Genomic DNA, 24434 nt, shown 5'->3' with positions numbered 1-24434 from the left:
TCTTTCGTTTTCAGTGGACGCGGCGAGGTCAGGCCGGGTTCAGTCCGGCAGCAACGCGCGCACCTCGCGCGCGCTCTGCCAGCGCCGCCACAGGTTGAGCGGCTTGCGGGCGAGCGGCCCGTCGCCGCCTTCGAGCAGGCGGGCGGTGGCCGCCAGCACGCGTTCGCTGGAATGGCCGTCGCGGTACGGATGGATCGCCTGCGCGTGCGCCGCCAGCGCCGCCTCGCGCGCAGGCGAGGGGAGCAGGGCCTGCCCGATCGCCGCATCGACCTGCGCCGGCGACTGCACGTCGAGCATGAACGGCTTGGGCCGGCGGTTGCGCACGGTCACCACCGGCTTGAGCTGGACGGCGAACTCGTCGATCACCGACGAGGTGTCGCAGACCAGCACGTCGGCGGCGCGCAGCATGTCCAGCAGCCGGTCCGATTCGAGGAAGCGGGCGTGCGGACCGGCCAGTTCGCGGTACTGCGCGATCAGCGCCGGGTCGCACTTCGGGTGCAGGGTCAGCAGCCAGTAGCGGTCGCCGCGCGCGGTTAGCTGGTTCAGGGTGTCGAGCATGGCCCGCGCCGAGCTGAGCGACTCGGTGAAGGTGGCGGCGTACATCGCCACCGGGCGGCCGTCGCCGGGGCGCAGGTCGGCGGCGCCCGGCGGCGGCGCGAACAGCGGGTCGAGCTTGGGCCAGCCGGTCTCGGCCACCGCGAAGTAGCGGTGCTCGCGCGCCAGTTCGCGGAAAGGCTCGGTGGTGGCTGGGCCCTGCGTGCAGTACAGGTCGAAGAAGCCGCGCAGGCGGAAGTGGCCGCGATCCGGTTCGCGCTTCTCGGCGTTGAAACCGTGGAACACCTGCACCTTGGCGCCGGGAAAGCCGGGCGGGACCCAGTTGGCCGCCGAGAACACCGCGTCGGGGGCGAAGTCGCGCACCGCGCGGGCCGAGCGCAGCCGCAACTCGTCGTCGTGCAGGTGGGCGGCCACCGCCTCCGGCACCACCCAGGCCGCGCGCATCCCCGCGCGCCGCGCCGCGGCGGCCAGCGGCCGCAGGATCGGCAGGGCATACAGCTCGGTGGCGAACAGCAGGCAGGAATCCATCGGCAAACGACCACGCGGGCACAAGCTGGCATTATGACCGTGCGCGGGTCGCCCGCAAAAACCCGCGTGTCCGCGTGCGGACTTTCATACAGGCCACGTCCTTGCCTATGCGCCTTCGCCCATCGATCGCCACGTTCCCCCGACTTCGCCGCCCCGCATGAGCCGCATCCCGATCTCCGCCTGCATCATCACCTTCAACGAGGCCGACCGCATCGACGACTGCCTCGCCTCGCTCGCGTTCTGCGACGAGGTGGTGGTGGTCGATTCCGGCTCGGCCGACGACACGCGCGAACGCGCACAGGCGCGCGGCGCGCGCGTGCTCGTGCGACCGTTCGACGGCTTCCGCAGCCAGAAAGCCTTCGCGGTGGAACAGGCCAGCCACGACTGGGTGCTTTGCCTGGACGCCGACGAGCGCGTGGACGCAACGCTGCGCGCCAGCATCGAGGCGGCCCGCGCGCAGGATTTCGCGGGAGCGGCCGGCTACCGCTTCAACCGTCTCAGCGAATACTTCGGCGCCTACCTGCGCCACGGCAACGCGTATCCGGACCGCGTGCTGCGCCTGTTCGACCGCCGCCGCGGCGGCTGGCGCGGCCGGCGCGAGATCCACGAGGCGGTCAGCGTCGACGGGCCGGTGAAGAGGCTGCGCGGCGACCTGCAGCATCACCCTTACCGCTCCCTGGCCGAGCAACTCGCCAAGCAGGAGCGCTACGCGCAGATGATGGCCGAGCACCTGTACGCCCAAGGCAAGCGCGCCACCCTGCGGCAGATCCTGCTCAACCCGTGCTGGCGCTTCGTGCGCGGCTACGTGTTGCGCGGCGGCTTCCTGGACGGCTGGCGCGGCCTGCTCTACGCGCTGGTGCGGATCGAGTACGTGCGGCGCAAGTTCCTGAAGCTGTGGCTGATGCAGCACGGGCAGCGACCGTGATGGCCGGTCGAGGCTGCGAAAGCGCTCTTGCCGTAGGCCAGGGTGCTTTCGGCCCGGAAAGTGCCTTGGAACCTGTCCAAAATCTCACTATCGGACTGGAATCCCCCACACAACCCGCTCGTCATTCCTGCGGCCGTTGAAAGCCGCTGGCATGACGCTTCGCAGCGGGATGCCTGGGAGACTTTGAACAGGCGCTTAGAAAAAGCGCCTGAAGAAAAGGAAGCCTGGTGCTGCATGGATGCTGCGGCCCCGTCCCGGTGCGGGTACGTGCGAAAATGCCAATCCGGCACGCTGCGGCGCAGCGGGCGGTTTGCCGTTTTTCAGCCGCGCTCCGGCATGATGCCGGCCTTGTTGACTGGCTCATCCACCTGGGACCCGTGTGACCCCCTCTCGCCTGCCGTTGATTAGATTGCCCCTGGATTTGCCGCGGTGGGCAGCGTGCTGGCTGCTGCTGGGCATGTGGTGGCTGCTGGTCGGCATGGCCGCCAGCCCGGTAGGCGAAAAGATCTGGAATCCCGGCCGGCCTTACCGCATGAGCCTGCTGCTGCTGTTTGCCCTGCCCGCGCTATGGTGGGTGGCAAGGCATGGTCGCTCTTTCCTGCGCCAGGCAATGGTCACCGTCGAGGGGCCGCTGTTCTTCATGCTCCTGGCCTGGGCATTGATCTCGTCGCTGTGGGCCAACCACGGCCATGTCGGGGATGCGGCTGTCGTAGTGGCCTATATCGCCCTGTTCGTGCTCAGTTGGGCCGCGCTCATGCGCAGCCATCCCCTGATGCTGGGCAAGGTCCTGTACTGGGGCGGGATCGGGCTGGCCGCCAGCGCACTCGTGGCCATGGTGGCCTTCCCATGGCGTGAACTGAACACGATGGACTGGCGGGACGAAGGGAGGCTGGTGGCGTTCGGCCTGCTCAACAATCCCAACATAGCGGCCTATGCGTTCGGAGCCGCCATGGTATGGATGCTGCAGATCAACGCTCCGCGAATGTGGTCGCGATGGCTGCAATGGATTTCGCTCGTCGTGCTGGCGGCTTTCGTGCTGTCCACCGACAGCCGGGCGAGCTGGCTCGCGATACTCGCCAGTGCAACCGCCGTGCTGCTGGCGTCGCATGACCGCCGGATAAGGTTGCGCGCCTTGGTCATGCTCGCGTTGGCGGGCCTGGTCACCGCCTTGGGCGGATGGAGCTACCTGGTCCGGCGCGGCTTTTCCTATCGCCCGCAGATATTCGATCAGGCCTGGCGCCTGATCGAGGCGCATCCGTGGCATGGCCTCGGCCTGGGGAGCGAGTACACCATCCAGGTCGGGAGGCAGACGTGGGAACACAGCCACAACGCGCTGACGCATACGGCCATCATTCTGGGCATTCCCGGATTGCTGCTGCTGGCCGGACTCTGGCTGGCAATCGGGTGGCGGGCGTGGCGCTTTCGCGCTTCGACGGCGGGTAGCTGCCTCCTGGCGCTGTGGGTGTACGCAAGCGTGGCCTTGCAGTTCGACGCTCCCGACCTGCTGCAGAAGCCTGGCGTGGAATGGCTGCTCGTCTGGTTGCCGCTGGCGATGGGGCTGGGGCTTGCGTGGCGCCGGCACGATTATGGAATCGCCATCGCCATGCGGCCGAGCGTTTCGCTGATCGTCCTCACATACAACTGGCCGGCCGCGCTGGAGCGCGTCCTGCAAAGCATTGCCGGGCAGACACGCTTGCCGGACGAAGTCATCGTGGCCGACGATGGTTCCGGAGAAGAGACGAGGCGCCTGGTCGCTGCCACTGCCGCGCAATTCCCCGTGCCGCTGCACCATGTATGGCAGGACGACCGCGGGTTTCGCGCGGCCCGATGCCGCAATCTGGGCATTGCGGCCAGCCGGGGCGAATACGTGATCCTGATCGATGGCGACATGGTGCTTCACCCGCACTTCGTGGCCGATCATCTTTTGCTGGCGCGCCCCGGCTGCTTCTTGCAGGGAGGGCGCTTCAAGGCCAGGGCGAAGGAAACGGAAAGGCTCCTGGCCGGTGGGCGCCCCGTGTTCGTGCCCTGGGCCGATGCGGATTTCCACGCGTTCGACGGCATTCGCCGCCTGTATGCGTTCCGTGCGCCATGGCTGGCGCGTTGGAAGTCGCGCCGGCGCAACGGCGGCCGGGTCATGAGCTGCAACATGAGCTTCTGGCGCAGTGACTTGCTCCGCGTGAACGGCTTCGATGAGCAGATGGAAGGCTATGGCGCGGAGGATCGGGAGCTGGCTGCGCGGCTCGGCAATGCCGGTGTGCGGCGGCGGCAGTTGAAATGGGGAGCCTTGGCGGCGCACCTCGAGCATGCCTCGCGCGTGCAATCGGATCGCGACGATCTGAGCCTGCCCAACAATCGGTTGTTCCACGCCACGGTCTCCGAGCGCATCGTGCGCTGCGAGCTTGGCCTGGATCGGCATCTGGCCGATGCACCCCGGGATCGGGCGTCAGGCGTTTAGCGTATCCAGTGCCGCGCCGATCCGTGCGGAGAAGTCTTTCTGGTTGGCGGCGAACCAGGCTTGCGCGCGCTGGCCCATGGCCGCGATTTGCGCCTCGTCCATGCGCAGGCAGGATTCGACCGCGCGCTCCATGGCCGCAGGGTCGAAGCGGTAGAGCGTGGCCAGCCCCTGGCGGCCCTCGGCCGTGGCTGCGACCAGCAGGCCGCGCTGAGGATCGATCAGCTCGTTCATCGGCGCGGCGTCGGTGGTGACAACGATGGCGCCGAGGCTCATCGCTTCGCACAGGTAGTGCCCGTAGCCTTCGGTTTTCGAGGGGCACAGATGGAAGGCGTGCGCATTCTGCAAGGCGCGCAACCGGTCCTGATCCAGATACTCCGTGATCACCTGCAGATTCGGCGCCCTTGGCATCGGATCCAGGCCGCGATGGCATACCAGGGTGAGCGTGGGCCATTCCGGGTGGCGCAGCCATAGCGCGACCAATTCCTCGCTGCCCTTGGTGCGACTTCCGCCGGCCAGGTGGAAGAATGCACGCTGGCGTGGCTGGCCGGGGATGGCGGCATCCTCGCTGGCGAAGCCGATCCAGCGTACGTTGCGGTCGAGCTCACGGAACAGGTGTTCGGCATGCCGGGTCTTGACCCACACGTGGTCGATCCGGTCCAGATGCAACCGATCCTTGGCATCGAACCATTCGGGATTGGGCAGCGCGATATTGCAACGGGCCAGCGGCAGGTGTCGCGGCCACAGGTGCTCGAACATGATGTTGATGTCGTAGCGGGCGCGGCCGCCGAGCCGCGACCATGCATGGTTCCATCGTGCGTAGCGCGCATGCCAGCCGCGGCCGTAACGCCAACGTTCGCGCTCGTCCGCTTCACCGAGGCGCGTGTATTCGACCAGGCAGCCATGGGAGGTCAGCGCGCTGGCGAGCAGTCGCGCATCGCGCGACAGGCCCAGGCCATTGTCGCGTACGACCAGGTTGACGGTACGGTGCGCCGGCATGGTCACGTCTTGCTTTTTGGGGCAAAGGCCAAGGCTTCGCCCAGGCGATGTTCGAAGTCGTTGCGGCTGGCCAGGAACCAGTCCCGTGCGGCACGGCCGATGCGCTGCTGTTCTTCCGGCGGCATGGCCACGCAGCGTTCTATGGCCGCTTCCATCGATGCCGGGTCGAAATCGTACAGCGTCGCCAGGTGCTGAGTGCCGCGTGCGCATGCACGGACCGGCACGCCGCGTTCGTCGGTGACCAGCTCGTTCATCGGCTCGGCATCGGTCGAGACCACCACGGCGCCGACGCTCAGGCTTTCGGCGATGGAGTGGCCGTAGCCTTCCGTCTGCGACGGACAGAGGTGGAATCTGCTGGCATTCTGCAGGCGGCGCAATTCATCGGCTTCGAGATAGTCGGTGATCAGTGTGACATTGGAGGGCGGCGAAATCTCCATGTGCCTGTTGTTCCGCCACACGACAGTGAGGCGCGGCCATTCGGGGTGCTTCCTCCACAGTTCGAGCAATGGCAGCGTGCCCTTGTTGACGCTGCGGCCGGGCCCGTGGAAGAACGTGGGCGTGCGCGGCACGTCGGCCATGAAATTGTCTTCGCAGGTGAAGCCGGTCCGGTGGGTGCGGCATTCGAGCTGCTCGAAGATGCGTTCGGCATGGCGGGTCTTGGCCAGCACGAGGTCGAAGCGTTTCAGGTCCCCGAGCCACTCCGGGCGAAACCACTCGGGATTGGGCATGAGGATGTTGAAGCGGGCCTGGGCGAACAGTTCGGGGCGAACGTGCTCAAGCATGATGTTGATGTCGTAGCGGGTATCGAGGCGTCCATCCCACCAGTTCCGGTGCAGCCGCGCACCCAGGCGGCGCAGGCGGTTGCGCAGGCGGCCGCGATGCCCGAGCTTGGCCGTGGTCACGGTGTGGCCCATGGCATGCAGGGTGCTTTCCATCAGTCTCATGTCCCGGGTGAGCCCGGCACCGTTGTCGTGCGTGATCAGATTGATATGCGCCATTGGCCTGTCGAAGCGGTGATGGGAAGCGGGATGTGGTTCGAATATTTTGAACTGTGATGCTTGCCGCATAGCCCATGGCAAGCATGAGTATCAGGTGGGCCTCACCCAACTGATCGGCCCGGTTACGGTTTGTTGGTGAGCCGGCCCGGCGGCGAGTTCGGCATTGGCATTTGTTTCGAACGGTGCCTTCGGCGCGAATTCGAACATCGTACGGAATTATTTGGGTTATGCGTTGCGGTTGATTCGAGTGCCGGCGGATCGAGTCTGATACAGGAGAATTGCGACAAGACATTCTTCTGCCAGCAACCAGGTGCGGCATTAGCAACGGCTTGGGAAAATGGGCGGCCGCCGAAATCGGCGTTCGCCCGTTTTTGCCTCATCCTCTCCAGAGAAGATTTTCGCGCAGCCGCATGGAAAATGCCTGGGCCTCGTCTTCGTACCAGGCGCGCGCGGCGGCACCCAGCGAGGCGGCCTCGGCTTCGGTCATCGCCACGCAACGTTCGATGGCATGTGCCATGTCGTCGGAACGGAAGCCGTACAGCGTAGCCAGATCCTGTGTGCCCACCGGATGCGCCGGCACCAGCACGCCGCGCTCGGACGTCACCAGTTCGTTCATCGGTTCGGCGTCCAGCGTCACCACCACCGCGCCGCAGCTCATCGCCTCGGCCAGGTAGTGGCCGTAGCCTTCGGTCTGCGAGGGGCACAGGTGGAAGCGGTGTTCGTTCTGCAGGCGGAGATAGGCCTCGTCGTCCACGTGGTCGCGCAGCAGCCTCACGTTGGCGGGCAGGCGGTCCAGGTCGACGTGCCGGCGGCGCCAGGCCACGGTCAGCACGGGCCAGTGCGGATGGCTGGCCCACAGCTTCAGCAGCGCGGCGGTGCCCTTGTTGTTGCTGCGGCCGGGGCCGTGGAAGAAGGCGTGCCGGCGCGGCACCTGCGGATCGAGCCGGTCGGGGCTGGTGAAGCCGACGTAGCGCGTGCGCACGCCGAGCGACTCGAACAGCGGAACCGCATGGCGGGTCTTCGCCCAGACTTCGTCGATGCAGCGCAGGGCGTGGCGGTCGCGCGGGCGGAAATATTCCGGATTGGGCACCAGCACGTTGCGCCGCGCGGCGCGGGCGAACTCCGGGCGGATGCGTTCGAGCATCAGGTTGAGGTCGTAGCGCGGCGCGCCGGTAGCCAGCCGCAGCCGGGTCGCCCATTCGGCGAGCCGGCCGCGATGCGGCAGGCCGTTCGGCGTGGCGTGGGCGCCGGCATTGCGCAGCGCATCGGCCAGCAAGGCGAGGTCGCGCGACAGGCCGGCGCCGTTGTCGCGGCCGAGCAGTTGGATGCGGGAGGCGGGATCGGTCGGGCTCACCGGATTCTCCGTGGGCGGCGGCTCAGGCCGGCTTCTTTTGCAGGACGGCGTAGTACATGCCGTCGAGGTCGCCGTCACCCGGCAGGATCTGCCAGCCGACCGCCGCCGGCCGGCCGGCCGGCAGCTCGATGGCGACGGCCTGCGCGTCCGGCTGCGCCGCCAGCAGGCCGGCGACGATGGCTTCGTTCTCGGCGCGCAGCACCGAGCAGGTGATGTAGAGCAGCCGCCCGCCCGGCGCCAGCAGCGGCCACAGCGCGGCCAGGATGCGGCGCTGCTGCGCGTTCATCGCGGCGATGTCGCTTTCTCGGCGGTGCAGCCGCACGTCGGGCCGGCGCCGCAGCACGCCGGTGGCCGAGCACGGCGCATCGACCAGGATGCGGTCGAACGGCTTGCGGTCCCACCAGCCGGCCGGTGCGCCGGCGTCGCCGATCACCAGGCGCGCGTCGAGGCGCAGCCGCCGCAGGTTCTGGCGGATGCGGTCGGCGCGCTGCGGGTCGAATTCGAGCGCAGTGAGGTCGATCGCGGCGCGTTCGAGCAGATGGCAGGCCTTGCCGCCCGGCGCGGCGCAGGCGTCGAGCACGCGCAAGCCGTCGCTTAGGTCGGCCAGGTCGGCGGCCGCCTGGGCGGCGCCGTCCTGCACCGCGAAGGCGCCGTCCTCGAAGCCCGGCAGGCGGGTCACGTCGGTGCTGTGCGGCAGCACCAGCCCGTCGCGCAGCCAGGGATGCGGTTCGGCGGGATGGCCGGCAGCGTGCAACTGCGCGGCCAGGGTCGCACGGTCGCTGCGCCGGCGGTTGACCCGCAGCATCAGCGGCGGCTCGACGTTGTCGGCCTGCATGACGGCGTCGGCCTGCGCCGGCCAATCGCGGGCCAGCGCCTTCGCCAGCCAGGCCGGATGGGCGTGCCGCGTGGTCGGCTGCGCGTCGAGTTCCGCGAGCAGCGTGGTGCGTTCGCGCTGCCAGCGGCGCAGCACCGCGTTGACCAGCCCGGCCAGCCGCGGCTTTTTCAGCGCGCGCGCGGCTTCGACGGTGGCGGCCACGGCGGCGTAGTCCTGCAATTGCAGGATTTCCAGTTGCACCAGGCCCAGCACCAGCAGCGCATGCACCTGGGGTTCCTTCTGCCGCAGCGGCTTTTCCAGCAGGCGGTCGAGCGCGGGGTCGAAGCGCAGCCACCAGCGCGCGCCTTCGCTGAGCAGGGCCATCAGCAGCGCGCGGTCGCGCGGGTCGCGCAGCTTCGGCGCGTGGCGTTCCATCGCGTCGCGCAGCGAGGCGCCGCGCAGGGCGACCTCGGCCAGCGCCTGCGCGGCGAGCGCGCGGGTGTCGGTGTTCACCGCGGCGTCCGCAGGTCGGGGCGGGCGTTGAGGTAGTCGGCCGCGGCGATCCGCCGGCCACCGGCGCGTTGCAGCGCGTCCACGCGCAGCACGCCCTCGCCGCAGGCGATCGCGATGCCGTCGCGGCCGGCGGCCAGCACGCTGCCGGGCGCGGCCGCGTGATCCTGGTCGAGCGCCTGCGCGGACCATACGCGCACCGTTTCGCCGGCGATCTCGGCCTCGGCCACCGGCCACGGATCGAAGGCGCGCACCTGGCGTTCCAGCGCGAGCGCGTCGCGCGCGAAGTCGAGCCGGGCCTCGGCCTTGTCCAGCTTGTGCGCGTAGGCGACGCCCTCCTCCGGCTGCGGCGAGGCGGCCAGCACCTCGCCCGACAGCGTGCGGCGCAGGCCCTCGGCCAGCACCTCGGCGCCCAGCCGGGAAAGCCGGTCGTGCAGGCTGCCGCCGGTGTCCGTGCGTTCGATCGGCGTGCGCCGCTCGAGCAGGATCGGGCCGGTATCGAGGCCGGCCTCCATCTGCATCAGGTCGACGCCGCTCTCGGCGTCGCCGGCGAGGATCGCGCGCTGGATCGGCGCCGCACCGCGCCAGCGCGGCAGCAGGCTGGCATGCACGTTCCAGCAGCCCAGCCGCGGGATCGCCAGCACCTTGCGCGACAGGATCAGGCCGTAGGCGACCACCACCAGCAGGTCCGGCCGGTAGGCGGCCAGCGTGGCGCGGGCCTCGTCGGACTTCAGCGATTCGGGCTGCTCGACCGGCAACCCGGCGGCCAGCGCGGCGGACTTCACAGGGCTGGCCGCGAGCTTGCGGCCGCGTCCGGCGGGGCGGTCGGGCTGGGTGTACACCGCCACCACGTCGGCGCCGCTGGCGCGGCAGGCCTCAAGGCAGGGGACGGAGAACTCCGGCGTGCCGGCGAAGACGACGCGCAGCGGCGCGCGCGGGGCCGGGCCGTTCAAGCACTCGCCGCCTGCTTGCGCTGTTTTTCCATGCGCTTGAGCAGCATGGTGCGCTTCAGCGGCGACAGGTAGTCGACGAACACCTTGCCGGCCAGGTGGTCCAGCTCGTGCTGGATGCACACCGCCAGCGGGCCCTCGGCCTCGACCTCGATGGGGTTGCCGTCGACGTCCTGGGCCTTCACCTTCACCTTCAGAGCGCGGGTGACGTCGGCATAGATGCCGGGGAACGACAGGCAGCCTTCCTGGTACACCTGCGCGCCTTCCTTCGCGACGATCTCGGCGTTGACCAGGGCCAGCGGCTGGTTGCGCTCCTCGCTCATGTCGGCCACCAGCACGCGCCGGTGCACGTTGACCTGGGTCGCGGCGAGGCCGACGCCGTTGGCGGCGTACATGGTCTCGAACATGTCGGCCACGAACTGCTTCAGCTCGGCATCGAACACGCGCACGGGCTCGGCCTTGGTACGCAGGCGGGGATCGGGAAATTCAAGGATGGAAAGCATGGACATGGAATTCACCTCGGCACCGAAAATGCGGGCAAATCGGTGAAACCGAAGCCCCGGCGCAATCTAGAATGCGCATCATTGTACGCTGCCAAGCTCGCGTCCGGCAGGCAGTTTTGCCAACTGTCTCCGGTTGCGGGCCCGGGAGCTTCGGTTACACTCGCCCGAGCATCGGGGATGGGGGATTCCCACTTATGATCAGAAAGTCCATCGGGCTGCTGGCCGGCATGCTGGTCACCGTGGCCGTGTATGCCGCGGGCGCCCAACTGCGCGCCGAGCACCCGGATACCTACACCGTGCGCCGCGGCGACACGCTGTGGGACATCTCGGCCAAGTTCCTGTCCAAGCCCTGGCTGTGGCCGGAGATATGGCAGGCCAACCCGCAGGTGCAGAACCCGCACCTGATCTATCCGGGCGACGTGCTCAACCTGTCCTTCATCAACGGGCCGCGGCTGAAGCTGTCGCCCCGGGTGCATCCGGAAGGCGATGCGGTGGCGGCGATCCCGCTGTCCGAGCTGCGCATGTTCCTCAAGGACCGGCGCGTGCTGGATTCGGAGGCCGTGCGCTCGGCGCCCTACGTGGTCGGCTTCGAGGAGGCCCGCCTGCGCGGCGCGGTCGGCCAGAACATCTACGTGCGCGGGCTGCAGGGCGAGCCGGGCCAGCGCTGGGCGATCGTGCGGCCGAGCCACGTGTTCCGCGGCTTCGAGCAGGATTCCCCGGAAGACGCCGACAGCGAGATCGTGGGCCACACGCTCGACAGCGACGTGTCGATGGTGCGCACGCCGTGGGCGGAGGATTCGCGCAACGACGGCCACTTCGGCCGCGGCGACGACCTCGGCGTGGAGGTGTCGGTGATCGGCACGGCCGAGACCCTGCGCGGCGGCGATCCGTCGACCCTGCTGCTGCTCGACGCCACCCAGGAGATCCGCAAGGGCGACCGCATCCTGCCGGTCGACGACCACCCCTACGATCCGTACTACTACCCGCATGCGCCGAAGTCGGTGGCGAAGAACGCCCGCGTGATCGCCTTCGCCGACGCGCTGGACGCGGCCGGCTCGCGCCAGGTGGTGGCGCTGTCGATCGGCGCCAAGGACGGGGTCGACAACGGCCAGACCTACACGGTGTTCCAGCCGGGCGAGACCATCAGCGACGACGTGGCCAGCAACAGCTGGGACCGCGGCACCGGCAAGAAGGTGACGCTGCCGGAGGAATACGTGGGCCACGTCATGGTGTTCCGCACCTTCGACCGGGTCAGCTACGGCCTGGTGATGGACGGGCTCAAGCCGGTGCACAAGGGCGATCGCCTGGCCCTGCCGGAGTAGGCGCGGCGCGCTTCCATCGGCATGTCCCGACACGACGGCGCGGCTCCCACCGCGCCGTCGTCGTCTGCGGGCTGGCCGTAGACTGCCGGGCATGAGCGAAGCGGAAGAGCTGCGTGCCTGGCTGGTCGCCCTGCGCACCCCGGGCCTGGGCCCGGGCGGGCTGCGCGAGGGCCTGGCGGCGCACGAGGGCTGCATCGAGCGAGTGCTGGCCCAACTGCACCGGCACCCGTCGGGCGATGAGGCGCGCGCGTGGCTGGCGCAGCCGGACGAGGTGCGGCTGGCCGCCGACCTGGCCTGGCTGGCCGAGCCGGGCCACCGCCTGCTGCGTTGCACCGAGGCGGATTTCCCGCCCCTGCTGGAAACCATCCCGCAGCCGCCGGCGGCGCTGTTCGTCGGCGGCGACGCCTCGCTGCTGCTGCACCCGCAGGTGGCGATCGTCGGCGCGCGCGGCGCCAGCGTCGCCGGGCTGGCGCATGCGCGGGCGTTCGCGCGCGAGCTGGCGTTGGCCGGCTTCACGGTCACCAGCGGCATGGCCGACGGCATCGACGGCGCCGCCCATGCCGCCGCGCTGGATGCCGGCGCGGCGACGGTGGCGGTGGTCGGCACCGGGCCGGACCGGGTCTACCCGCGCAAGCACCATGCGCTGGCGCGGCGGATCGCCGGGCACGGCGCGCTGGTCAGCGAGTTCCCGCCGGGTACGGCGGCGCGGGCCGACCATTTCCCGCGGCGCAACCGGATCATCGCCGGGCTGTCGCTGGGTACGCTGGTGATCGAGGCCGGGCTGCAGTCGGGCTCGCTGATCACCGCGCGGCTGGCGGCCGAACAGGGGCGCGAGGTGTTCGCGCTGCCCGGTTCCATCCACAATCCACTGGCGCGCGGCTGCCACCGGCTGATCCGCGACGGCGCCCGGCTGGTGGAAACGGCCGCCGAGGTGGCCGAGGCGCTGGCACCGGCGGCGCGCGCCCTGGGCGCGGAGTTGACGGCCCGGCTGGCCGGCGCCGGCGATGGCCCGGCGGCTCCGGCGGCGCCCGGCTGGCAGGGCGACCCGGCCTACGAGCGGCTGTTGCAGGCGCTGGGGCACGATCCGGCATCGCTGGACGAGCTGGTGGCGCGCACCGGCCAGCGCGCTGCGGAGCTTTCCTCGATGCTGTTGATGCTGGAACTGGAGGGGCGGGTGGAAGGCCTGCCCGGCAACCGCTACCAGCGGCTGGCAGGCTGAACGGAACCGCGGCGCTGCACGGTTTCACGCGCTCCGGCTTGACAGCCGCAGCGTCGGCATGGTCTCACTAGATATATGTGGAATCCCGAAGTGGCGCCGCCGGCGGCGTGCTTCAGGGCGCCGGGCCCGGCGCGGACGCGTCCCTGGCCCCTGCCTCCGCGGCCCGGGCCGCGGGCGGCGCCGGGTTCTCCATGATCCTCCCCAGTCCCGTCGCCGAGGCGACGGCGGCCCGTTTTGCGGAAATCCAAGCCACATGGCAAAAAACCTGCTCATCGTCGAATCGCCGGCCAAGGCCAAGACGATCAACAAATACCTCGGCAAGGACTTCCAGGTCCTCGCCTCCTACGGCCATGTGCGCGACCTCAAGCCCAAGGAGGGCGCGGTCGATCCGGACCACCGTTTCGCGATGCACTACGAGATCATCGAGCGCAACGAGAAGCACGTCGACGCGATCGCCAAGGCGGCCAAGGCGGCCGACGACATCTACCTCGCCACCGACTTGGACCGCGAGGGCGAGGCGATCAGTTGGCACATCAGCGAGATCCTCAAGCAGCGCGGCCTCACCGAGGGCAAGCGGATGCACCGGGTGGTGTTCTCCGAGATCACGCCCAAGGCGATCAAGGCGGCGGTGGCCGAGCCGCGCCAGTTGTCGCACGACCTGGTGGACGCCCAGCAGGCGCGCCGCGCGCTGGACTACCTGGTCGGCTTCAACCTGTCGCCGGTGCTGTGGCGCAAGGTGCAGCGCGGCCTGTCCGCCGGCCGCGTGCAGTCGCCGGCGCTGCGCATGATCGTCGAGCGCGAGGAGGAGATCGAGGCGTTCGTCGCCCGCGAGTACTGGACCGTCGAGGCGCAGCTCAAGCACGCCGAGGGCGATTTCAGCGCGCGCCTGACCAGGCTCCACGGCAAGAAGTTCGAGCAGTTCGACCTCACCAACGAGGCCGACGCGATGGCCGCGCGCGCCGCGCTGAAGGAGGCCGCGCATGGCCGCCTCACGGTCAGCGAGGTCGGCTCCAAGGAGCGCAAGCGCCGCCCCGCGCCGCCGTTCACCACTTCCACCCTGCAGCAGGAGGCGGCGCGCAAGCTCGGCTTCTCCACCAGCCGCACGATGAAGGTGGCGCAGGGCCTGTACGAGGGCGTGGCGCTGGGCAACGAGGGCAACGTCGGCCTGATCACCTACATGCGTACCGACTCCACCATGCTCAGCGACGACGCGGTTGCCGAGCTGCGCCAGGTGATCGCGCGCGACTTCGGCACCAAGGCGCTGCCGGACGGCCCGCAGGTGTACCGCACCAAGTCCAAGAACGCGCAGGAGGCGCACGAGGCGATCCGTCCCACCTCGGCGCTGCATACGCCCAAGTCGGTCGCCGCCTTCCTCAACGAGGAGCAGCGCAAGCTCTACGAGCTGATCTGGAAGCGCACCGTGGCCTGCCAGATGATCCATGCCACCCTCAACACCGTGTCGGTGGATTTCGAGCTGCCGCACGCGGCCGGCGGCGCGGCCGGGTTCCGCTCCACCGGCACCACCGTGGTCGATCCGGGCTTCCTCGCGGTGTACGAGGAAGGCCGCGACCAGAAGAGCGCCGAGGACGACGACGAAGGCCGCCGCCTGCCCCGGCTGGAGAAAGGCGAACAGGTGCCGCTGCACGACATCGTCGCCGACCAGCACTTCACCGAGCCGCCGCCGCGCTATTCCGAGGCCAGCCTGGTCAAGGCGCTGGAGGAATACGGCATCGGCCGGCCCTCGACCTATGCCAGCATCATCCAGGTGCTGCTCAACCGCGAGTACGTGCTGCTCGACAGCCGCCGCTTCAAGCCCACCGATATCGGCCGCGCGGTCGGCAAGTTCCTCACCCAGCACTTCACCCGCTACGTGGACTACGACTTCACCGCCAAGCTGGAGGACGAACTGGACGCGGTGAGCCGCGGCGAAGAGGCCTGGGTGCCGCTGATGCAGCGCTTCTGGCAGCCGTTCAAGCAGCAGGTGGACGAGAAGACCGAGTCGGTCGACCGCAGCGAGGCCACCGGCGCGCGCGAGCTGGGCGCCGATCCCAAGACCGGCAAGCCGGTGTTCGTGCGGCTGGGCCGCTTCGGGCCGTACGCCGCGATCGGCGACAAGGACAGCGACGAGAAGCTGCAGTTCGCCAGCCTGCGCCCCGGCCAGAGCATGCACACCATCACGCTGGAGGAGGCGCTGGAGCTGTTCAAGCTGCCGCGCCAGCTGGGCCAGGCGCCGAACGGCGACGAGGTCAGCGTGGGCATCGGCCGCTTCGGGCCGTTCGTGAAGCAGGGCGGCACCTACGCCTCGCTCAAGCCCGAGGACGACCCCTACACCATCGAGCTGCCGCGCGCGCTGCAACTGGTGGCCGACAAGCTGGAGATGCTCGCCAACCGCGTCATCCTCGACTTCGGCAACGGCGTGCAGGTGCTCAACGGGCGCTACGGCGCCTACATCACCGACGGCGAGAAGAACGCGCGCATCCCGAAGGAGCAGGAGCCGAAGGAGCTGACCGAGGCGCAGTGCCTGGAACTGCTCGCCGCCGCGCCGGTCAAGAAGGGCCGCTTCGGCAAGAAGGCCGCGGCCAAGAAGGCGGCGCCCGCCGCGAAGAAGGCGCCGGCCAAGAAGACGGCGGCCAAGAAGACCGCCACCAAGAAGGCTGCGGCCAAGAAGAGCACGGCCAAGAAGAGCGCGACGAAGAAGGCCGCAAGCAAGAAGGCCGCGCCGAAGAAGAGCGACGCCTGAGCATGCGGCGCTACGGCCTCGACGAACTGGATGCCGCCGCCGCGCTGCTGCGCGCCGGCGGCGTGCTGGCCTATCCGACCGAGGCGGTCTACGGGCTCGGCTGCGACCCGCACGACCGCACGGCGTTCGAGCGGCTGTTCGCGCTGAAGCAGCGCCCGCCTACCCAGGGCGTGCTGCTGATTGCGGCGGAGTTCGCCCAGGTGGAGCGCTACGTGGACCGCGCCGCGGTGCCGGCGGCGGCGATGGCCCGGGCCGAGGCGAGCTGGCCCGGGCCGCATACCTGGATCTTCCCGCGCTCGGCCGAGGTGCCGGCCTGGGTGGCCGGCGCGCATGCCGGCATCGCGCTGCGGGTGACCGCGCATGCGCCTGCGGCGGCGCTGTGCCGCGCCTTCGGCGGCGCGCTGGTGTCGACCAGCGCGAATCCGCACGGCGTGCCGCCGGCCCGCTCCGCCATGGACGCGGCGGCGTATTTCGGCGAGGCGCTGGACGGCCTGCTGGAGGCCCCGGTGGGCGGCCAGACCAGCCCCACCACCATTCGGGACGTGCTCACTGGCGCTATCATCCGCGCGTGAGCGTCCTGGGGACGCGCCCGTTCGCGGCATCGAAGCTGAACGGGCGCGGGACGAGAATTTCCGTCATTCATGCCGGCTTTCATGTGCCGGCGGCGATGCTGTCCCGCAAACATGCGGGACGAGCGGCAGGGAGACACCGGATTGGCCATTGTCTATGACACCTTCCAGCGCGAGTCGGCGCCATGCCTGCCGCTGCTGAACGCGGACGATCCCGCGCGGCCGCTGGCCTGGCACGGGGGCGAGGCGGTCAGCGTGGCGCAGTTCTTCGCGCACGTCCGGCAGGTGGCGGACCGGCTGCCGGCGGCGCCGGCCGCGGTGAACCTGTGCGAGGACCGCTACGCCTTCCTGGTGGCGTTCTGCGCGATCGCGCTGCGCGGCCAGGCCAACCTGCTGCCGTCCTCGCGCGCGCCGCAGGCGGTGGACGAGGTGATGGCGACGCATCCGGGCTGCTACGCGCTGGGCGAACAGGCGCTGTCGCCGGCCCCGCAGGGCTACCAGCGACTGCCTGCGCTGGCGTTCGCGCCGCTGCGGGAGATGCCGCAGATGCCGTCGATCCCGGCCGACCAGGTGGTGGCGATCGGCTACACCTCCGGCTCCACCGGCCTGCCCAGCGCCAACGTGAAGACCTGGCGCGGCTTCCACGCCAGCAACGCCGGCAACCTGGCGATGCTGCGGGCGGCGGTGGGCGCTTCGTTCCAGATCGTCGCCACGGTGCCGCCGCAGCATATGTACGGTATGGAGATGTCGGTGCTGCTGCCGCTGCTGGGCCAGGCGGGCGTGCACGTCGGGCGGCCGTTCTTCCCGGCCGACGTGGCCGCGGCGCTGGCCGAGGTGCCGATGCCGCGCGTGCTGGTGACCACCCCGGTGCACCTGCGCGCGCTGGTCGAGTCGGGCATCCGCCTGCCGCCGGTCGCGGCGATGGTGTCGGCCACCGCGCCGATGCCGCTGGAACTGGCGCGCGCGGCGGAGCAGCGCTTCGACGCGCCGCTGCTGGAAGTGTTCGGTTCCACCGAGACCTGCGTCTTCGCCAGCCGCCGGCCCAGCGTGGACGAGGACTGGGTCCTGTACGACGGCGTGCGGCTGCATCCGCAGCCGGACGGCACCGCGGTGGAGGCGCCCCAGTTGGAGCGGCCGGTGACCCTGGCCGACATCGTCAGCCTGTCCGACGGCGGCGACCGCTTCCGCCTGCGCGGGCGCCAGGCCGACATGCTGGAGATCGCCGGCAAGCGCGCCTCGCTGGGCGACCTCACCCATCGCCTGCTGGCGGTCCCGGGCGTGCAGGACGGCGTGGTGTTCCAGCTCGACGACGCCGACGCGATCGGCGTGCGCCGCATCGCCGCGCTGGCGGTGGCGCCGGGGCTGGACGAGCACGCGATCCTCGACGCCTTGCGGCAGGCGGTCGATCCGCTGTTCCTGCCGCGCCCGCTGCGCCTGGTCGGCGCCCTGCCCCGCAACGAGACCGGCAAGCTGCCGCGCGCCGCACTGTTGGCGCTGCTCGGCCACCACGACTGAACCGCCCGGGCGGGCTTGCCCCGTGCCGTCGCGCGCAGCCGCTACAATGCCGCGCTGCGCCATACGGCGGCCCTACTCAAGCGGAGCGAGACATGAAGGTTCTGGTCATCGGCAACGGCGGTCGCGAGCACGCGCTGGCGTGGAAGCTCGGGCAGTCGCCGCGGGTCAGCGAGGTGATCGTGGCCCCGGGCAATGCCGGCACCGCGCGCGAGCGCGGCGTGCGCAACGCCGACGTGGCGGCCAACGACCTCGACGGCCTGCTCAAGCTGGCCAGGGACGAGAAGGTCGGCCTGACCGTGGTCGGCCCCGAGGTGCCGCTGGTGGCCGGCGTGGTCGACCGCTTCCGCGCCGCCGGGCTGCGCATCTTCGGGCCGCGCGCGATCGCCGCGCAGTTGGAGGGTTCCAAGGCGTTCGCCAAGGACTTCCTGCTCCGCCACAACATCCCCACCGCGCGCTACGCCGTGTTCACCGAGCTCAATCCCGCGCTCGCCTACGTGCGCGAGCATGGCGCGCCCATCGTGATCAAGGCCGACGGCCTGGCCGCCGGCAAGGGCGTGGTGGTGGCGCTGACCCTGGCCGATGCCGAGCTGGCGCTGCGCGACATGCTCGGCGCGCACAGCTTCGGCGACGCGTCGGCGCGGGTGGTGATCGAGGAATTCCTCGACGGCGAAGAGGCCAGCTACATCGTGATGAGCGACGGCAGCCACGCCCTGCCGATGGCCTCCAGCCAGGACCACAAGCGGCGCGACGAGGGCGACCTCGGCCCCAACACCGGCGGCATGGGCGCGTACTCGCCGGCGCCGGTGGTCACCCCCGAGGTCGAGCGGCGCATCCTGAAGGAAGTGATCGAACCGACCCTGCACGGCATGGCCGCCGAGGGCGCGCCGTTCATCGGCTTCCTCTACGCCGGCCTGATGATCGACCGGCAGGGCAACCCGAAGGTGATCGAGTTCAACGTGCGCTTCGGCGATCCGGAAACCCAGCCGATCATGCTGCGCCTGAAGTCCGACCTGGTCGAACTGATCGAGGCGGCGCTGGACGGCGAGCTGCACCACAGCAAGGCGCACTGGGACCCGCGTCCCTCGCTCGGCGTGGTGCTGGCGGCCGGCGGCTATCCCGGCAAGGTGAACGGCGGCGACGTGATCGACGGCCTCGACCAGGACGCCGGCACCGACGCCAAGGTGTTCCATGCCGGTACCCGGCTCGATGCGCAGGGCCGGGTCGTCACCGCCGGCGGCCGCGTGCTGACCGTGTGCGCGCTCGGCAAGGACATCGCCGCCGCGCGCGAGCGCGCCTATGCCGCCGTGGGCCGGATCCGCTACGACGGCATGTTCTGCCGCCGCGACATCGCGCATCGGGCGCTGCACCGCCGCTGAAGGCGCGCGTCGGCCGGTCTCAGCCGGCCGGGTTCGCCACGACCGCCGCCGGCGCATGGCTGGCGGCCAGGCTGGATGCGGCCGGGTGCGCGGCGAGCATGCTGCCCAGGGTCAGCAGGCAGACCAGCAGGCAGGCGCCGAAGAAGCTCTGCAGCATCAGGGTCTCGAATTTCATGGCGGTTCTCCGCGAGTGAAGGGAAGCTTTCGAGAGATCTATGGCAAGCGCCGTGCCAATGCCTCCGAGGCGCGTCAGGCCGCATTCCTGAGCCATTCCGGCCACTACTGCACGAAGCGGACAGGCTGTCCGCGGACAGCCGGTCCGCTTGTCCGGACAGGCGCGGACAGGGGGGGCTGGCATGCCGTCAGCCCAAGCATCTATGTGACGATGGCGGCGATTTCCGGGCGGCGGCCGCCGCCGGTTTCGGGCTAGGCTAGCGGCGCCGCTTTCGCCAAGGACCTGCATGAGCCAGTTTTCGCTGTTGGGCAGCCGCCGCTTCGCACCGTTCTTCTGGACTCAGGCACTGGGCGCGTTCAACGACAATGCGTTCCGCAACGCGCTGGTGATGCTGGTGGCGTTCCAGATGGGCCTGGACGACCACACGGTGTCGCTGTACACCAATCTGGCGCCGGCGCTGTTCATCATCCCGTTCTTCCTGTTCTCGGCCACCGCGGGGCAACTGGCCGAGAAGTTCGAGAAGACCCGGATCATCCGCTGGGTGAAGCTGTTCGAGATCGGCGCGATGGCGCTGGCGGCGATCGGCTTCTACACCCACCACACGACACTGCTGCTGGTGGTGCTGTTCCTGATGGGCATGCACTCGACCACGTTCGGCCCGATCAAGTACGCGATCCTGCCGCAGGCGCTGAAGCCGCAGGAGCTGGTGGGCGGCAACGGCCTGGTGGAGATGGGCACGCAACTGGCGATGCTGGTGGGCATGATCGCCGGCAACTCGCTGATGCTGGTGGCCGGCGCCGGGCCGCTGCTGGCCTCGGGGGCGACGATCGCGGTGGCGGTCGCCGGCTACCTGGCGAGCCGGAAGATCCCGGCGGCGCCGGCCACCGCGCCCGATCTGGCATTCAACTGGAACCCATTCAGCGAGACCGCGCGCGTGCTCGGCATCACCCGCAGCGACCGCGCGGTGTTCAACGCGGTGCTGGGCATCTCCTGGTTCTGGTTCTTCGGCACGGTGCTGATCGCGCAACTGCCGGTCTACACCCGCGAGACGCTCGGCGGCGACGGCTCGGTGAACACCCTGGTGCTGACCCTGTTCTCGATCGGCACCGGCGTCGGCGCCTTGCTGTGCGAGCGGATGTCGGGCCGGCGGGTGGAGATCGGCCTGGTACCGCTGGGCGCGTTCGGGCTGACCGTGTTCGGCGTGGACCTTTACCTGGCGCGGCACGGCGCGGCGCTCGCGCACGGGCTGGACTGGCTGGGCTTCCTGCGCTCGGCCGGGAGCTGGCGCATCGCGCTCGACCTCACCCTGATCGGCGTGTTCGCCGGCTTCTACGTGGTGCCGCTGTTCGCCTTCGTGCAGGCGCGCGCGCCGCGCGAGAAGCTGTCGCGGATCATCGCCGGCAACAACATCCTGAACGCGCTGCTGATCTGCCTGGCCTCGGGTTTCGGGCTGGGCCTGGGGATGCTCGGCTTCGACGCGCCGCGGATCTTCCTCGCCGCCGCCCTGCTCAACGTGCTGGTGGCGGTGTACATCTTCACCCTGGTGCCCGAGTTCCTGATGCGCTTCGTCACCTGGGTGCTGGTGAACACGCTGTACCGCGTGCGCGTGGACGGCATGCAGCACCTGCCGGAGGAAGGGCCGGCGCTGCTGGTGTGCAACCACGTCAGCTTCATGGATCCGTTGCTGCTGATGGCGAACCTGCGGCGGCCGGCGCGCTTCGTGATGTACTACCGGATCTTCAACATCCCGCTGCTGAAGTTCGTGTTCCGCACCGCCAGGGCGATCCCGATCGCCGGCCAGAAGGAAGACCCCGCCGTGCTGCAGCGCGCCTACGACGAGGTGGACGCGGCCCTGGCCGCGGGCGAGCTGGTGTGCATCTTCCCGGAGGGGGCGCTGACCCGCGACGGCGCCATCGCGCCGTTCCGCCCGGGCATGCTGCGCATCCTCGAACGCCGGCCGGTGCCGGTGGTGCCGATGGCCCTGCGCGGCCTGTGGGGCAGCGTATGGAGCCGGCGCGACTCGATGCTGGGGCGCGCGCGCCTGCCGCGGCGCTTCCGCGCCCGGGTCGAGCTGGTGGTGGATGCGCCGATAGCGCCCGGGCAGGTGCGGCTGGACGCGCTGGAAGCGCGCGTGCGCGCGTTGCGCGGTGACCGGGCCTAGCCGCTAGCCGCCGGCGCTAGGCCAGCCAGCCGCCCAGCACCGCCAGCGCGACCACGCTCAGCCAGGCCAGCAGCGCGCGCAGCAGGGCGCTGCGCATGCGCACCAGTTCCAGCAGCGGGTCGCTGCGTTCCTCCGCATAGCCGTCGCCGGCCTCGATCTCGATGGCGATGTCGGCGCAGGCGGCGTCGCCGAGGAAATCGGGGCCGTGCGTGTACCAACTGGTCGGCGTCGCCTGCCGCTGCCAGCGCTGCCACGCGCCGATCACCGCGTCCCAGTGGCCGACCAGGGCGAGGGTGAACACCAGCAACTGCGCGGGCAGCCAGTCGAGCGCATTGGCGACGTAGCGGGCATGCTGGCCGGTGGCCTCGTCCAGCGGCAGCGTGGCGTCGCGCCCCAGCGTCTGCGCCAGCCGGTACAGCAGCGCGCCGGCCGGGCCGAGCAGGAAGAACCACAGCAGCACGCCGAAGCGCCGGCGCAGCGCGGCCAGCGCGATCGCCTTGCCGAGCGCGTGCGCGTTCCAGTCGACCCGCTCGCCCGGCTCGGCCAGGGCCTGGGCGGCGGTTTCGCGGCCCACCCGGTCGGAGGCGGCGAGGACGGCTTCCAGGTCGGCCTCGAACTCGCGCGGCCCGAAGCAGTACAGCAGCACCGCCAGCGCGAACAGCAGCCGGCCCAGCTCGCCCAGCGGCAGCGTGCCGAGCAGCCAGTCCAGCAGCAGGCACAGCAGCACCGGCGGCAGCAGCGCGAGCAGCACGCGGCCGCGGCCGGCGGTGTCCTCCAACTGGTTCACCCAATGCCGGAACAGCGCATCGCGCCGCCATTGCGCCAGTTGCGGCGCGACGTGCAACAGGCCCAGGGCGACGAGCGTGGCGAGCAGACTGACGGCCATCGATACCAACTCCCGAATGACGGCCGCATTGTAAGCGAGCGGCTCAGCCGGCGCTCGGCGACTCCAGGTCGACGCCGGCGCGCTCGCGCAGCCAGTGCGTGAGCAACTGGTGGGAGACGGACAACCGGGTCGGCGGCACGAAGCTGCCGTCGGCGAGGCCCGCGACGATCTGCTGCGGGGTGAACCAGCGCGCCTCTTCCAGTTCGCCGTCGCGCAGCTCGATCGCGCGCGAGTGCGCGGTGGCGGTGAAGCCCACCATCAGCGACGCCGGCAGCGGCCACGGCTGGGAAGAGTGGTAGTGCACCTGGTCGACGCTGACCCCGGATTCCTCGGCGACCTCGCGGCGCACCGCGTCTTCCAGCGATTCGCCGGGTTCGACGAAGCCGGCCAGGGTGGAATAGCGCCCCGGCGGCCAGCCGGCCTGGCGGCCGAGCAGGCAGGCGCCGTCGTGCTCGACGATCACGATGATCGCCGCGTCGGTGCGCGGGAAGTGCAGCCGCGCGCAGGCCGGGTCGGTGCACTGCGCGCGGTGGCCGGAAGCGATCAGGCGCAGCGGCGCGCCGCAACGGCAGCAGTAGCGCGTCTCGCGCTGCCAGTGCGCCAGCCCCTTGGCGTAGGCGAACAGGCCCGCCTCGGGCGCGGGCAGGCGCAGGCCGGCATCGCGCAGGCCGACCCGGCGGGCATCGAGCAGCGCTTCCAGCGCCTCGGCCTGGCGGGTGTCGTCCAGCGCCAGCAGGAAGTGCGGCCGCTGCCCGGCGATGCCGAGCAGGCTGGCCGGCAGGTCGCCGAACCAGTGCTGGCGCTCGCCGGCGTCCAGCCAGCGCAGGGTTTCCGCGTCGCGCAGCAGGAAGGTCTCGCCGGCCGGGTTCAGCAGCAGGTAGCGCGCCTCGGCGGAATCCGCCTGGGTGGCCACCCACAGGGATTCGTCGCGCCGCTCGGAGACGCGGTCGAGGATCAGGCTGAGTCCGGCGAAGGTGTTCAGGTGCGGCGGTGTCACACGATCCAAGGACGCGCCTCCGCTCAGGTGGAGAACGAGGAGCCGCAGCCGCAGGTGGTCTTCGCGTTCGGGTTGCGGATCACGAACTGCGAGCCGCTCAGGCTTTCGGTGTAGTCGATCTCGGCGCCGGTGAGGTACTGCAGCGACAACGGGTCGACCAGCAGGGTGACGCCCTCGCGGGCGAGCGCGAAGTCGTCCTCGGCCTGCGCCTCGTCGAAGGTGAAGCCGTACTGGAAGCCCGAGCAGCCGCCGCCGCTGATGTAGACGCGCAGCTTCAGCTCCGGATTGCCCTCTTCCACGATCAGCTCGTGCACCTTGCGGGCGGCGGCCTCGGTGAAGGTCAGCGGCGCGCCGGCGGTGCGGTAGTCGGGGATCGGGACGAAGGTTTCCATGAAGCGTATATGCGGCTGCGGCGAAGCGACCTCAAGGATAGCGCGAATGGCCCGGGTGCGCGGTTCGCTCAGGCCGGCACCGCCTCGTCCAGCCCGGTGGGCGCGGGCAGCTCGTGAGGGGGCTCGTTCTCGGCGTGGTGGGTCATGCGGCCGTTCACCTGGGCGCCGGCGGCCATTTCCAGCGTGTGATAGCGCACGTCGCCCACGATGCGCGCCTGCGGCGCCAGTTCCAGCTTCTCGCTGACGTGGATGTCGCCCTGCACCAGGCCGTTGATCACCGCGTGCGGAACGCGGATCTCGCCCTGCACCTGGCCGTGCTCGCTGAGGGTGAACACGGCGCCGTCGCCCTGGGCCAGCACGGCGCCCTCGATGCGCCCGTCCAGGTGCAGCGCACCGCTGAAGCGCAGATCGCCGCGGATCACGGTGCCGAGGGCGATGAGGCTGGTTTCGTGGCTGCCGGCGGCGGCCCGCTCGTTGCGTTTGCGGCTGAGCAT

Annotated in this window: 21 protein-coding genes; 9 read left to right on the top strand and 12 right to left on the bottom strand. The window is 70.3% G+C overall.

Features of this window, described 5'->3' with window-relative positions; all coding sequences use genetic code 11:
* Positions 1 to 39: 39 nt before the first annotated feature.
* The gene (locus tag ASG87_RS08470) at positions 40 to 1083 is read right to left on the bottom strand and encodes a UDP-N-acetylglucosamine 2-epimerase (RefSeq protein ID WP_056003722.1); all 1044 of its coding nucleotides are present in this window, start codon (positions 1081 to 1083) and stop codon (positions 40 to 42) included.
* 157 nt (positions 1084 to 1240) lie between these two features.
* On the opposite strand from ASG87_RS08470, the gene ASG87_RS08465 reads away from it, so the two are divergent.
* Positions 1241 to 2008 carry a glycosyltransferase family 2 protein gene (locus ASG87_RS08465; protein ID WP_157510968.1) on the top strand — a complete coding sequence of 256 codons (768 nt, stop codon included), beginning with the start codon at positions 1241 to 1243 and terminating at the stop codon, positions 2006 to 2008.
* A gap of 457 nt (positions 2009 to 2465) precedes the next feature.
* Positions 2466 to 4463 (top strand): glycosyltransferase, encoded by a 1998-nt coding sequence (locus ASG87_RS21235; protein WP_326937886.1) that lies wholly within the window; start codon positions 2466 to 2468, stop codon positions 4461 to 4463.
* Here ASG87_RS21235 and ASG87_RS08455 read toward each other — a convergent pair.
* From ASG87_RS08455 to def, 6 genes are all read right to left on the bottom strand, one after another.
* The gene (locus ASG87_RS08455; protein WP_056003720.1) at positions 4452 to 5459 is read right to left on the bottom strand and encodes a glycosyltransferase; all 1008 of its coding nucleotides are present in this window, start codon (positions 5457 to 5459) and stop codon (positions 4452 to 4454) included. The genes ASG87_RS21235 and ASG87_RS08455 overlap by 12 nt on opposite strands.
* Positions 5460 to 5461: 2 nt before the next feature.
* Complete coding sequence (locus ASG87_RS08450; protein ID WP_056003718.1) at positions 5462 to 6457, bottom strand: glycosyltransferase; 996 nt, start codon at positions 6455 to 6457, stop codon at positions 5462 to 5464.
* Positions 6458 to 6833: 376 nt separating this feature from the next.
* A complete protein-coding gene (locus ASG87_RS08445; protein WP_056003716.1) occupies positions 6834 to 7811 on the bottom strand; it encodes a glycosyltransferase in 978 nt (325 codons plus the stop codon).
* 22 nt (positions 7812 to 7833) lie between these two features.
* Positions 7834 to 9138, bottom strand: a complete 1305-nt coding sequence (gene rsmB, locus ASG87_RS08440) for a 16S rRNA (cytosine(967)-C(5))-methyltransferase RsmB (RefSeq protein ID WP_056003713.1) — start codon at positions 9136 to 9138, stop codon at positions 7834 to 7836.
* Complete coding sequence (fmt, locus tag ASG87_RS08435; RefSeq protein ID WP_056003791.1) at positions 9135 to 10061, bottom strand: methionyl-tRNA formyltransferase; 927 nt, start codon at positions 10059 to 10061, stop codon at positions 9135 to 9137. Before fmt ends, rsmB begins: the two co-directional genes overlap by 4 nt.
* Positions 10062 to 10084: 23 nt before the next feature.
* Complete coding sequence (def, locus tag ASG87_RS08430; protein WP_056003710.1) at positions 10085 to 10594, bottom strand: peptide deformylase; 510 nt, start codon at positions 10592 to 10594, stop codon at positions 10085 to 10087.
* Between the two features lie 188 nt (positions 10595 to 10782).
* Between def and ASG87_RS08425 the strand changes: the two genes are divergently transcribed.
* The 6 genes from ASG87_RS08425 (at position 10783) to purD (ending at position 19329) form a co-directional block, all read left to right on the top strand.
* Positions 10783 to 11910, top strand: coding sequence for a LysM domain-containing protein (locus ASG87_RS08425; protein ID WP_056003708.1), 1128 nt, complete (start codon positions 10783 to 10785; stop codon positions 11908 to 11910).
* A 91-nt stretch (positions 11911 to 12001) separates the two neighbouring features.
* Positions 12002 to 13129, top strand: coding sequence for a DNA-processing protein DprA (gene dprA, locus ASG87_RS08420; protein ID WP_056003705.1), 1128 nt, complete (start codon positions 12002 to 12004; stop codon positions 13127 to 13129).
* A 253-nt stretch (positions 13130 to 13382) separates the two neighbouring features.
* Positions 13383 to 15869: a DNA topoisomerase I gene (locus ASG87_RS08415; protein ID WP_056003702.1), complete on the top strand. Its 2487-nt coding sequence runs from the start codon at positions 13383 to 13385 to the stop codon at positions 15867 to 15869.
* Positions 15870 to 15871: 2 nt separating this feature from the next.
* The gene (locus ASG87_RS08410) at positions 15872 to 16441 is read left to right on the top strand and encodes a Sua5/YciO/YrdC/YwlC family protein (RefSeq protein WP_056003699.1); all 570 of its coding nucleotides are present in this window, start codon (positions 15872 to 15874) and stop codon (positions 16439 to 16441) included.
* A gap of 141 nt (positions 16442 to 16582) precedes the next feature.
* Positions 16583 to 17953, top strand: a complete 1371-nt coding sequence (locus ASG87_RS08405) for an AMP-binding protein (RefSeq protein WP_056003696.1) — start codon at positions 16583 to 16585, stop codon at positions 17951 to 17953.
* A 92-nt stretch (positions 17954 to 18045) separates the two neighbouring features.
* On the top strand, positions 18046 to 19329 hold the full coding sequence (gene purD / locus ASG87_RS08400; RefSeq protein WP_056003693.1) for a phosphoribosylamine--glycine ligase: 1284 nt from the start codon (positions 18046 to 18048) through the stop codon (positions 19327 to 19329).
* 19 nt (positions 19330 to 19348) lie between these two features.
* Here the strand turns inward: purD and ASG87_RS19935 are convergent, their stop codons facing one another.
* Positions 19349 to 19504 carry a hypothetical protein gene (locus tag ASG87_RS19935; protein ID WP_157510967.1) on the bottom strand — a complete coding sequence of 52 codons (156 nt, stop codon included), beginning with the start codon at positions 19502 to 19504 and terminating at the stop codon, positions 19349 to 19351.
* Between the two features lie 286 nt (positions 19505 to 19790).
* Here ASG87_RS19935 and ASG87_RS08395 point away from each other — a divergent pair, with 286 nt between their 5' ends.
* Positions 19791 to 21665, top strand: coding sequence for an MFS transporter (locus tag ASG87_RS08395; RefSeq protein ID WP_056003690.1), 1875 nt, complete (start codon positions 19791 to 19793; stop codon positions 21663 to 21665).
* Positions 21666 to 21681: 16 nt separating this feature from the next.
* On the opposite strand, the gene ASG87_RS08390 is transcribed toward ASG87_RS08395, so the two are convergent.
* The 4 genes from ASG87_RS08390 to ASG87_RS08375 form a co-directional block, all read right to left on the bottom strand.
* Positions 21682 to 22551, bottom strand: a complete 870-nt coding sequence (locus tag ASG87_RS08390; protein ID WP_056003687.1) for a beta-lactamase induction protein — start codon at positions 22549 to 22551, stop codon at positions 21682 to 21684.
* 43 nt (positions 22552 to 22594) lie between these two features.
* On the bottom strand, positions 22595 to 23557 hold the full coding sequence (gene nudC / locus ASG87_RS08385) for an NAD(+) diphosphatase (protein WP_056003685.1): 963 nt from the start codon (positions 23555 to 23557) through the stop codon (positions 22595 to 22597).
* A gap of 14 nt (positions 23558 to 23571) precedes the next feature.
* On the bottom strand, positions 23572 to 23940 hold the full coding sequence (gene erpA / locus ASG87_RS08380) for an iron-sulfur cluster insertion protein ErpA (protein ID WP_056003683.1): 369 nt from the start codon (positions 23938 to 23940) through the stop codon (positions 23572 to 23574).
* A 68-nt stretch (positions 23941 to 24008) separates the two neighbouring features.
* Positions 24009 to 24434 (bottom strand): polymer-forming cytoskeletal protein, encoded by a 426-nt coding sequence (locus tag ASG87_RS08375; protein ID WP_056003681.1) that lies wholly within the window; start codon positions 24432 to 24434, stop codon positions 24009 to 24011.

The organism is Frateuria sp. Soil773 (assembly GCF_001428405.1).
Taxonomy (GTDB): domain Bacteria; phylum Pseudomonadota; class Gammaproteobacteria; order Xanthomonadales; family Rhodanobacteraceae; genus LMSL01.
This window is presented reverse-complemented; position numbering and strand designations above follow the sequence as displayed.

Coding starts and splice junctions, on each gene's coding strand:
- ASG87_RS19935 (WP_157510967.1), bottom strand. CDS start 19,504: ATGAAATTCGAGACCCTGATGCTGCAGAGCTTCTTCGGCGCCTGCCTG.
- dprA (WP_056003705.1), top strand. CDS start 12,002: ATGAGCGAAGCGGAAGAGCTGCGTGCCTGGCTGGTCGCCCTGCGCACC.
- ASG87_RS08470 (WP_056003722.1), bottom strand. CDS start 1,083: ATGGATTCCTGCCTGCTGTTCGCCACCGAGCTGTATGCCCTGCCGATC.
- ASG87_RS08455 (WP_056003720.1), bottom strand. CDS start 5,459: ATGCCGGCGCACCGTACCGTCAACCTGGTCGTACGCGACAATGGCCTG.
- def (WP_056003710.1), bottom strand. CDS start 10,594: ATGTCCATGCTTTCCATCCTTGAATTTCCCGATCCCCGCCTGCGTACC.
- ASG87_RS08415 (WP_056003702.1), top strand. CDS start 13,383: ATGGCAAAAAACCTGCTCATCGTCGAATCGCCGGCCAAGGCCAAGACG.
- ASG87_RS08390 (WP_056003687.1), bottom strand. CDS start 22,551: ATGGCCGTCAGTCTGCTCGCCACGCTCGTCGCCCTGGGCCTGTTGCAC.
- purD (WP_056003693.1), top strand. CDS start 18,046: ATGAAGGTTCTGGTCATCGGCAACGGCGGTCGCGAGCACGCGCTGGCG.
- ASG87_RS08465 (WP_157510968.1), top strand. CDS start 1,241: ATGAGCCGCATCCCGATCTCCGCCTGCATCATCACCTTCAACGAGGCC.
- ASG87_RS08410 (WP_056003699.1), top strand. CDS start 15,872: ATGCGGCGCTACGGCCTCGACGAACTGGATGCCGCCGCCGCGCTGCTG.
- ASG87_RS08375 (WP_056003681.1), bottom strand. CDS start 24,434: ATGCTCAGCCGCAAACGCAACGAGCGGGCCGCCGCCGGCAGCCACGAA.
- erpA (WP_056003683.1), bottom strand. CDS start 23,940: ATGGAAACCTTCGTCCCGATCCCCGACTACCGCACCGCCGGCGCGCCG.
- ASG87_RS08425 (WP_056003708.1), top strand. CDS start 10,783: ATGATCAGAAAGTCCATCGGGCTGCTGGCCGGCATGCTGGTCACCGTG.
- ASG87_RS21235 (WP_326937886.1), top strand. CDS start 2,466: ATGTGGTGGCTGCTGGTCGGCATGGCCGCCAGCCCGGTAGGCGAAAAG.
- ASG87_RS08395 (WP_056003690.1), top strand. CDS start 19,791: ATGAGCCAGTTTTCGCTGTTGGGCAGCCGCCGCTTCGCACCGTTCTTC.
- ASG87_RS08450 (WP_056003718.1), bottom strand. CDS start 6,457: ATGGCGCATATCAATCTGATCACGCACGACAACGGTGCCGGGCTCACC.